The organism is Streptomyces sp. NPDC107559, assembly GCF_055657365.1.
This window is the reverse complement of the sequence record NZ_JBVKBD010000004.1, coordinates 528,652-537,307: the sequence shown is the minus strand read 5'-3', so window position 1 is coordinate 537,307 and position 8,656 is coordinate 528,652. Positions and strand designations below refer to the sequence as shown.

The following is an 8,656-nucleotide window of genomic DNA, read 5'->3' as shown; positions in this document are numbered from 1 at the left end:
GGCCGCGAACGGGGCTATCTTCGCCTCGGCCAGCGAACGGACGGCGTCACGGAGCATGTCGTGCTCCTCGGACGGGCGGTACAGGTCGAAGTCAGCCGATCCGGCCAAGGTCTCTCACGCTCCAAGGAAACTGCGCTAACTACCGTTAAGTAACTCAAATTTTAGGGGCCCGCCCACCGGACAGATACGTGAGCTTGGCGACAGGAGGCAATCTGCCCGTTGAAGAGGCGCGGCACGCCCCGACTATGCTCGGGCGGCACCGCACAGCGCGTATCCGACGCCGTACACCCCAGGAGCACTGCATGGCCGCCCTCAGGATCACCGTGATCGGCACCGGTTATCTCGGCGCCACGCACGCCGCGGCAATGGCCGAGCTCGGCTTCGAGGTGCTCGCGCTCGACGTGGTGCGCGAGAAGATCGAGATGCTGGAGCGGGGCGAGACCCCGATGTACGAGCCCGGGCTCGAGGAACTGCTGCGCCGGCATGTCGCCGGTTTCGAGGGCACCACCGGCCGGCTGCGCTTCACCCAGGACTGGGCGGAGGTCGGGGCGTTCGGCGACGTCCACTTCGTGTGTGTGAACACGCCGCAGAAGCACGGCGAGTACGCCTGCGACATGTCGTACGTCGAGTCTGCCCTCTCCTCCCTCGCACCACACCTGAACAGGCCCACCCTCGTGGTCGGCAAGTCCACCGTTCCCGTCGGCTCCGCCGACCGGCTGGCCCGGATGGTCGCCGGACTCGCACCGGTCGGCGCGGACGCCGAGCTGGCCTGGAACCCGGAGTTCCTGCGCGAGGGCTTCGCCGTCCAGGACACGCTGCACCCCGACCGGATCGTGGTGGGCGTGCGCAGCGAGCGGGCGGAAAAGCTGCTGCGGCAGGTGTACGCCACCCCCGTCGGGGAGGGCTCGCCGTTCGTCGTCACCGACTTCCCCACCGCCGAGCTCGTGAAGACCTCCGCGAACTCCTTCCTCGCCACCAAGATCTCCTTCATCAACGCCATGGCGGAGATGTGCGAGGCCGCGGGCGGTGACGTGGTCAAGCTGGCCGAGGCGATCGGGCACGACGACCGGATCGGCAAGAAGTTCCTGCGGGCCGGCATCGGCTTCGGCGGCGGCTGCCTGCCCAAGGACATCCGGGCCTTCATGGCGCGGGCCGGCGAGCTCGGTGCCGACCAAGCGCTGACCTTCCTGCGCGAGATCGACTCCATCAACATGCGCCAGCGCGGGCAGATGGTGGAGCTGGCCCGCCAGGCGCTGGGCGGCGGTTCCTTCCTGGGCAAGCGGGTCGCCGTGCTCGGCGCCACCTTCAAGCCCGACTCCGACGACGTCCGGGACTCTCCCGCGCTGAACGTCGCCGGTCAGATACACCTCCAGGGCGGCCAGGTGACCGTCTACGACCCCAAGGGCATGGAGAACGCCCGGCGGGTCTTCCCCACGCTCGGCTACGCCGACTCGGCGCTGGAAGCCGTGCGGGGCGCCGATGTCGTCCTGCACCTGACCGAGTGGCGGGAGTTCCGCGAGCTGGACCCGGCGCGGCTCGGCGAGGCCGTGAAGGCCCGGCTGATCCTGGACGGGCGCAACGCCCTCGACCCCGAGCTGTGGCGCAAGGCCGGCTGGAGCTACCGGGCGATGGGGCGTCCGACCGCCTGACCGGCACGCAGAACGCGACGACGCCGGTTCGGCCGAGGCTCAGTCGGCCGAACCGGCGTTCTGCTGCATTCTGCCGCACCCGGCCGGCACGTGACGTAAGAACTTCCTGTGCGTCGCCGCCCTGGGCCGCACGCGACGCCCCGGGCGGGCCCGGCCCTCACCGGCCCTTGGCCCGGTAGCGGCGCATCTTCGCGCGGGCTCCGCACACCGACATCGAGCACCAGCGGGCCCGGCCGGCCGGGCTGCGGTCGTAGTACGCCCAGTGGCAGGTCACGTCCTCGCAGGCCTTCAGCCGGGTCCAGGTGCCCGCGACCAGGGAGTCCGCCACGGCGGCCGCGATCCGGGACCGCAGGGGCGCCTCGGCGCCGGGGATCAGCCGCGCGGAGCCGTCCCGGGCGTCGACCGCCACGTACAGCGGTGCCGCCGCCAGCAGGGCCCCCAGGTCGGTCACCTCGCGGTGCGGTGGATGACCCGCGTGGGCGAGCAGCGCGGCGCGCAGTGACTCGCGCAGGTCGCGGGCGTCCGCCAGCTCGTCGAGGGCGAGTCCGAGGCGCGCCCTGCCGTCGGGCGTGTCGAGCGCGTCGGCGCCGGACCCGAGGTCCAGCGTGTTCACCAGGGACTCGATCAGCGCCAGCCCGCCCGGTGCGGGCGATCTCTCACTCATGGCGGCGCGCCACCTCCGGTTCCCGGTATTTCCCTTGTGACGTTACCTCCAGTGGGGCAGCATGAGGTAACGGTTACTGGTTACCCGTCTCTACAGGTAACGCCGATCGAGGAGGAAGTCATGGCTCTCGCCAAGCTGGACACCGTCGTCCTGGACTGTCCCGACCCCAGTGCCCTGGCCGGCTTTTACGCCGCGCTGCTCGGCGGCACCCTGGAGGAGCAGGAGGACTGGGTCGACGTGAAGGTCGACGGCGCCCAGGTGCTGGCGTTCCAGGCCTCTCCCGGGTACGTACCGCCGAAGTGGCCCTCGTCCGACGGTTCGCAGCAGTTCCATCTGGACCTGACCGTCGACGACCTGGACTCCGCCGAGCAGGAGGTTCTGCGGCTCGGCGCCCGCCCGCTGGAGGTCGAGGACCGCTCGCGCAGCTTCCGGGTCTACGCGGACCCGGCGGGACACCCGTTCTGCCTGTGCCGGGCCTAGTACCGGTACGGGATCCGGCAGGAACGCGGGAGCGGGGCGGCCGTGCCGGCCGCCCCGCTCCCTTCCGTCAGCTGTCGGACGACTCGTCCGGTCAGCCGTCCAGCGACTCGATCGTCGCGTTGGACGGCGCCCGGGTGGCCCGCAGGTCGCGGGCCACGTCCTCGGCCGCGCCCAGCACCCGCACCGAGTTCTGCCAGGTCAGCTTGGCCAGGTCGGACCTGGACCAGCCGCGGTCGAGCAGTTCGGCGATCAGGTTGGGGTAGCCGGAGACGTCGTTCAGGCCGTCGGGGGTGAACGCCGTGCCGTCGTAGTCGCCGCCGATGCCGAGGTGGTCGATCCCGGCGACCTCGCGCATGTGGTCGAGGTGGTCGGCGACCGTCGCGACCGTGGCGACCGGCCGCGGGTTGCTCTCCTCGAAGGCGCGGTGCACCCGCATCGCCTCGGCCGTGGTGTCGAGGTGGTGGAAGCCGTGCGCCCGCATGTTCGCGTCGGCGGCGACCGTCCAGTCCACCGCCGCCTGGAGCACGAACTTCGGCACGAACGTCACCATCGCGACGCCGCCGTTGGCGGGCAGCCGCTCCAGCACGTCGTCCGGGATGTTGCGCGGGTGGTCGCAGACGGCCCGGGCCGAGGAGTGCGAGAAGATCACCGGCGCGGACGAGGTGTCCAGCGCGTCGCGCATGGTCGTCGCCGCCACATGGGAGAGGTCGACGAGCATGCCCAGGCGGTTCATCTCCCGGACCACCTCGCGGCCGAACGCCGACAGGCCGCCGACCGCCGGCTTGTCGGTCGCCGAGTCCGCCCAGGCCACGTTGTCGTTGTGGGTGAGGGTCAGATAGCGGACGCCGAGGTCGTACAGCCCGCGCAGGGTGCCGAGGGAGTTGGCGATCGAGTGGCCGCCCTCCGCCCCCATGAGGGAGGCGATACGGCCCTCGGCGCGCGCGCTCTCCATGTCGGCCGCCGTCAGCGCCCGGCGCAGGTCCGCCGGGTGGCGGTCGAGCAGCTGCCGTACGCAGTCGATCTGTTCCAGCGTCGAGGGCACCGCGTCGGGCAGGTCCGAACGGACGTACACCGACCAGTACTGCGCGCCGACCCCGCCCTCGCGCAGGCGGGGGATGTCGGTGTGCAGGTGGTCGCTCTGCCGGGCGGCGATGTCACGGGCTTCCAGGTCGTAGCGGACCTGCTCGCGCAGGGCCCAGGGCAGGTCGTTGTGACCGTCCACGACCGGGAACTCGGCGAGCAGCGCGCGGGCCTCTTCGAGGGACGTCATCCGCGCGCTCACTTCCCGAAGCCGAAGCCGGCCGTGCCCTCGACCTTGGCGCGCAGCCGTTTGCCCTTCTCGGTGGCCTGGTCGTTCAGCTCCTGCTGGAAGTCGCGCATCCGGGTGAGGAGCTCCTCGTCGTGGGTGGCGAGGATGCGGGCCGCGAGCAGACCGGCGTTGCGGGCGCCGGCGACCGAGACGGTCGCGACCGGCACACCGGCCGGCATCTGCACGATCGACAGCAGCGAGTCCATGCCGTCGAGGTACTTCAGCGGCACCGGGACGCCGATGACCGGCAGCGGGGTGACCGAGGCCAGCATCCCGGGCAGGTGGGCGGCGCCGCCGGCCCCCGCGATGATCACCTTGATGCCCCGGTCGGCGGCCTGCTCGCCGTACGTGATCATCTCGCGCGGCATCCGGTGCGCGGAGACGACGTCGACCTCGTAGCCGATCTCGAACTCGTCCAGGGCCTGGGCGGCGGCCTCCATGACGGGCCAGTCGGAGTCCGACCCCATGACGATGCCTACGACAGGGCTCATTCGGTGATCGTGCCTCTCAGGTAGCCGGCTGCGTGACGGGCGCGCTCCAGCACGTCGTCGAGGTCGTCGCCGTAGGTGTTGACGTGACCGACCTTACGGCCCTGCTTCACGTCCTTGCCGTACATGTGGATCTTCAGCTGGGGGTCGCGGGCCATGCAGTGCAGGTACGCCGCGTACATGTCCGGGTAGTCGCCGCCCAGGACGTTGACCATGACCGTCCACGGCGCGCGCGGACGCGGGTCGCCGAGGGGCAGGTCGAGAACGGCCCGGACGTGGTTGGCGAACTGGGACGTGATCGCGCCGTCCTGCGTCCAGTGGCCCGAGTTGTGCGGGCGCATGGCGAGTTCGTTGACGAGTATCCGGCCGTCCCGGGTCTGGAACAGCTCGACTGCGAGGTGGCCGACGACGCCGAGTTCCTTGGCGATGCGCAGCGCCATCTCCTCGGCCTTCAGGCCCACGGCCGGGTCGAGGTCGGGGGCGGGGGCGATGACCGTGTCGCAGACCCCGTTCACCTGGCGGGACTCGACCACGGGATAGGCGACCGCCTGGCCGTGCGGGGAGCGCACGACGTTCGCCGCCAGCTCCCGTACGAAGTCGACCTTCTCCTCCGCGAGGACCGGGACACCGGCCCGGAACGGGTCGGCGGCCTCCTCGACGGAGTCCACGACCCACACGCCCTTGCCGTCGTACCCGCCGCGGACGGTCTTGAGGACGACGGGGAAGCCGTCACCCTCCGCCGCGAAGGCGGCCACGTCCTGCGGGTCGGAGACGATGCGGTGCCGCGGGCACGGCACACCGATCGCGTCGAGCCTGGCTCGCATCACGCCCTTGTCCTGGGCGTGCACGAGCGCGTCGGGGCCCGGACGGACGGGGATGCCGTCCGCCTCCAGGGCCCTGAGGTGCTCGGTGGGCACATGTTCGTGATCGAAGGTGATCACATCGCACCCACGGGCGAACGCGCGCAGCGTGTCCAGGTCGCGATAGTCGCCGATGACGACGTCGCTCACGACCTGTGCCGCGGAATCCTGAGGGGTGTCACTGAGGAGCTTGAACCTGATGCCGAGCGGAATGCCTGCCTCGTGTGTCATACGAGCGAGCTGGCCACCGCCGACCATGCCGACTACCGGGAACGTCACGCCCCTAGGGTATCGGCCACACCGGGACGGCCGGATTCCGCGCCTCTTACCGACCGCTTTACTGCCTCATACCCGGCGTTTTCCGGGTTCTTTCCAAGCTGTTCCCGGCCTGTGGGCCGGTCCACAGGAAAGCCCGCGGGGGGCCGGTTAGCATGGCTGGGTTGACGTAAACCGACCCGGACGGGGGCACGCACAGCCATGGAACACGGTTCCTCGGGGCTGCGACGACTCGTGCGCGAGGTCGCGAAGTTCGGCGCCGTCGGCGGCGCGGGGCTTCTGGTCAATCTGGGTGTGTTCAACCTGGTGCGCCATGCGACGGACCTGCCCGTCGTGCGGGCCAGTGTCATCGCCACGATCGTCGCCATCATCTTCAACTACCTGGGCTTCCGCTACTTCACGTACCGGGACCGCGACCGCACCGGCCGCACCCGGGAGCTGACCCTGTTCCTGCTGTTCAGCGCGGTCGGTCTCGTGATCGAGAACGGTGTGCTGTACGCGGCGACGTACGGGTTCGGCTGGGACAGCCCGCTCCAGAGCAACATCTTCAAGTTCATCGGCATCGGCGTCGCCACGCTGTTCCGGTTCTGGTCGTACCGCTCGTGGGTGTTCCGGACGCTGCCCGCGCGGGAGGCCGTCGCGGACGCGGAGTCGCTGCTGAAGGCGGAGTCGAAGAGGACTCGGACCCAGCGGGTGAGCTGACCCGGCCTACGACGCGGAGTCCCGGCAGCAGAGCAGAGTCCTAGCGGACCGTCGGCTCGTCCTCCGTCACGAGCGTGCGCTTCAGCGGCGTACGCGACAGGAACAGGCCGAAGACCGGCGGCTGCGCCTGGAGCATCTCCAGCCGGCCGCCGTCCGCCTCCGCGAGGTCACGGGCCACGGCGAGACCGATGCCCGTCGAGTTGCGGCCGCTGATCGTCCGCTCGAAGATCCGCGCCCCCAGATCGGCCGGGACGCCCGGTCCCTCGTCGGTCACCTCGATGACCGCCTGGTTGCCGGTGACCCGGGTGCGCAGGGCGACCGTGCCCCCACCGTGCATGAGCGAGTTCTCGATCAGCGCCGCCAGCACCTGGGCGACCGCGCCGGGCGTGCCCACGGCCCGCAGATGGCGCTTGCCCGAGCTGACGATGGCGCGGCCCACACCGCGGTACGCCGGACGCCACTCCGCCAGCTGCTGCTGGATGACCTCGTCGAGGTCGAAGGAGACCGCCGAGCCGGTACGGGGGTCCCGGGCGTTGGTCAGCAGCCGCTCCACCACGTCCGTCAGCCGCTCCACCTGCGTCAGCGCGATGGTCGCCTCCTCCTTCACGATGTCCGGGTCGTCGGTGAGGGTGATCTCCTCCAGCCGCATGGAGAGCGCGGTCAGCGGCGTACGGAGCTGGTGGGAGGCGTCGGCCGCCAGGCGCCGCTCGGCGGTGAGCATCCGGCCGATGCGCTCGGCGGAGGCGTCGAGGACGTCCGCGACCCGGTCCAGCTCGGGGACGCCGTACCGCTTGTGCCGGGGGCGCGGATCGCCCGAGCCTAGGCGCTCGGCGGTCTCCGCGAGGTCGGTGAGCGGCGAGGCGAGGCGGTTGGCCTGGCGGACCGCGAGGAGGACCGCGGCCACCACGGCCAGCAGTGCCACCGCCCCGATGATCAGCAGGGTGCGGCCGACCTCCCGGGTCACGGACGAGCGCGGCTCCTCGACCGTGACCGTCTCGCCCTCCTCGCCCTTGGCGGTGGAGCGGATCACCTCACCGGCCGGCCTGGTGCCGATCTCGATCGGCCGCTGGCCGGGCATCACGATGCGGGCGTAGCGTTCCTGCGCCACCTGGCCGCGCAGTATCCCCGCGGTGACGGTCTCCTGGCCGAGCAGCCGGCTGTCCACGATGCTGGCCAGTCGCAGGGCCTCGGAGTCCACTCGTTCCTGGGCGCTGTTGCTGATCGTCCGGGTCTCGACGATCACCAGGGACACGCCGAAGACGGCGATGACGACGAGCACCACGGCGAGCGTGGACTGGATCAGTCGGCGGCGCATGACCTCTTACCTAGCGGACACGGACGCGTCACCCGGCAAACGCGGGTTCAGCTCTTCTCGAAGCGGAAGCCGACGCCCCGTACCGTCGCGATGTAGCGGGGGTTGGCCGCGTCGTCGCCGAGCTTCTTGCGCAGCCAGGAGATGTGCATGTCGAGGGTCTTGGTCGACGACCACCAGGTGGTGTCCCAGACCTCGCGCATCAGCTGGTCGCGGGTCACGACCCGGCCGGCGTCGCGGACCAGCACCCGCAGCAGGTCGAACTCCTTGGCGGTGAGCTGGAGTTCCTCGTCGCCCATCCACGCGCGGTGCGACTCGACGTCGATGCGCACACCGTGGGTGGCGGGCGGCTGCTGCGGCTCGGCGGCGCCGCGCCGCAGCAGGGCGCGGACGCGGGCGAGCAGTTCGGCGAGCCGGAAGGGCTTGGTTACGTAGTCGTCGGCGCCCGCGTCGAGACCGACGACGGTGTCCACCTCGTCGGCGCGCGCGGTCAGGATGAGGATGGGCACGGCGTGGCCCTCGGCGCGCAGCCGGCGGGCCACCTCCAGGCCGTCCATGCCGGGCAGGCCCAGGTCCAGCACGACCAGGTCGACGCCGCCCTGCATTCCTGCCTCGAGCGCGGTGGGGCCGTCCTCACGCACCTCGACCTCGTACCCTTCCCGGCGCAGGGCGCGGGCCAGCGGCTCCGAGATGGACGCGTCGTCCTCGGCGAGCAGTACACGGGTCATGAGGTGATGGTAGTCCGCCCCGGACGGCCGCCGAGGTGTGATCGCCCTTGCGGTTTCTTACCGAGGGACATGCCGGACATGGTCCGGGATCGGCCGCCTCGCGCACTTCTCCGGACGCGCCCGCGATCTTGTTACGGATCAGGGAACAGAAGATGTCATCCTTGGATCGGCACGTCGGCCTTCGAATG

The 8,656-nt window shown here is 70.9% G+C and carries 9 protein-coding genes; 3 read left to right on the top strand and 6 right to left on the bottom strand.

The window, feature by feature from the left end:
* Positions 1 to 302: 302 nt before the first annotated feature.
* Positions 303 to 1,649, top strand: a complete 1,347-nt coding sequence (locus ACZ7OY_RS16995; RefSeq protein WP_471912086.1) for a UDP-glucose dehydrogenase family protein — start codon at positions 303 to 305, stop codon at positions 1,647 to 1,649.
* A gap of 157 nt (positions 1,650 to 1,806) precedes the next feature.
* Here ACZ7OY_RS16995 and ACZ7OY_RS16990 read toward each other — a convergent pair whose 3' ends face one another.
* Positions 1,807 to 2,313 carry a CGNR zinc finger domain-containing protein gene (locus ACZ7OY_RS16990; protein ID WP_471912085.1) on the bottom strand — a complete coding sequence of 169 codons (507 nt, stop codon included), beginning with the start codon at positions 2,311 to 2,313 and terminating at the stop codon, positions 1,807 to 1,809.
* Positions 2,314 to 2,433: 120 nt separating this feature from the next.
* Between ACZ7OY_RS16990 and ACZ7OY_RS16985 the strand changes: the two genes are divergently transcribed.
* Positions 2,434 to 2,793 carry a VOC family protein gene (locus ACZ7OY_RS16985; protein WP_471912084.1) on the top strand — a complete coding sequence of 120 codons (360 nt, stop codon included), beginning with the start codon at positions 2,434 to 2,436 and terminating at the stop codon, positions 2,791 to 2,793.
* A 91-nt stretch (positions 2,794 to 2,884) separates the two neighbouring features.
* On the opposite strand, the gene ACZ7OY_RS16980 is transcribed toward ACZ7OY_RS16985, so the two are convergent.
* The 3 genes from ACZ7OY_RS16980 to ACZ7OY_RS16970 are packed head-to-tail and all read right to left on the bottom strand — an operon-like array spanning position 2,885 to position 5,729.
* On the bottom strand, positions 2,885 to 4,063 hold the full coding sequence (locus tag ACZ7OY_RS16980; protein WP_471912083.1) for a dipeptidase: 1,179 nt from the start codon (positions 4,061 to 4,063) through the stop codon (positions 2,885 to 2,887).
* Between the two features lie 8 nt (positions 4,064 to 4,071).
* Positions 4,072 to 4,593 carry a 5-(carboxyamino)imidazole ribonucleotide mutase gene (gene purE / locus ACZ7OY_RS16975; RefSeq protein WP_351620551.1) on the bottom strand — a complete coding sequence of 174 codons (522 nt, stop codon included), beginning with the start codon at positions 4,591 to 4,593 and terminating at the stop codon, positions 4,072 to 4,074.
* Positions 4,590 to 5,729 carry a 5-(carboxyamino)imidazole ribonucleotide synthase gene (locus ACZ7OY_RS16970; RefSeq protein WP_351620548.1) on the bottom strand — a complete coding sequence of 380 codons (1,140 nt, stop codon included), beginning with the start codon at positions 5,727 to 5,729 and terminating at the stop codon, positions 4,590 to 4,592. Before ACZ7OY_RS16970 ends, purE begins: the two co-directional genes overlap by 4 nt.
* A 198-nt stretch (positions 5,730 to 5,927) precedes the next feature.
* Here ACZ7OY_RS16970 and ACZ7OY_RS16965 point away from each other — a divergent pair, with 198 nt between their 5' ends.
* Complete coding sequence (locus ACZ7OY_RS16965; protein ID WP_471912082.1) at positions 5,928 to 6,428, top strand: GtrA family protein; 501 nt, start codon at positions 5,928 to 5,930, stop codon at positions 6,426 to 6,428.
* A 40-nt stretch (positions 6,429 to 6,468) separates the two neighbouring features.
* Here ACZ7OY_RS16965 and ACZ7OY_RS16960 read toward each other — a convergent pair whose 3' ends face one another.
* Positions 6,469 to 7,743, bottom strand: coding sequence for an ATP-binding protein (locus ACZ7OY_RS16960; RefSeq protein ID WP_471912081.1), 1,275 nt, complete (start codon positions 7,741 to 7,743; stop codon positions 6,469 to 6,471).
* 47 nt (positions 7,744 to 7,790) lie between these two features.
* Positions 7,791 to 8,468: a response regulator transcription factor gene (locus tag ACZ7OY_RS16955; protein ID WP_471912080.1), complete on the bottom strand. Its 678-nt coding sequence runs from the start codon at positions 8,466 to 8,468 to the stop codon at positions 7,791 to 7,793.
* Positions 8,469 to 8,656: the final 188 nt, after the last annotated feature.

What these genes read in the sequence shown, in the direction of transcription:
- ACZ7OY_RS16995 (WP_471912086.1), top strand. Translation starts at nt 303, where the DNA reads ATGGCCGCCCTCAGGATCACCGTGATCGGCACCGGTTATCTCGGCGCC.
- ACZ7OY_RS16990 (WP_471912085.1), bottom strand. Translation starts at nt 2,313, where the DNA reads ATGAGTGAGAGATCGCCCGCACCGGGCGGGCTGGCGCTGATCGAGTCC.
- ACZ7OY_RS16985 (WP_471912084.1), top strand. Translation starts at nt 2,434, where the DNA reads ATGGCTCTCGCCAAGCTGGACACCGTCGTCCTGGACTGTCCCGACCCC.
- ACZ7OY_RS16980 (WP_471912083.1), bottom strand. Translation starts at nt 4,063, where the DNA reads ATGACGTCCCTCGAAGAGGCCCGCGCGCTGCTCGCCGAGTTCCCGGTC.
- purE (WP_351620551.1), bottom strand. Translation starts at nt 4,593, where the DNA reads ATGAGCCCTGTCGTAGGCATCGTCATGGGGTCGGACTCCGACTGGCCC.
- ACZ7OY_RS16965 (WP_471912082.1), top strand. Translation starts at nt 5,928, where the DNA reads ATGGAACACGGTTCCTCGGGGCTGCGACGACTCGTGCGCGAGGTCGCG.
- ACZ7OY_RS16960 (WP_471912081.1), bottom strand. Translation starts at nt 7,743, where the DNA reads ATGCGCCGCCGACTGATCCAGTCCACGCTCGCCGTGGTGCTCGTCGTC.
- ACZ7OY_RS16955 (WP_471912080.1), bottom strand. Translation starts at nt 8,468, where the DNA reads ATGACCCGTGTACTGCTCGCCGAGGACGACGCGTCCATCTCGGAGCCG.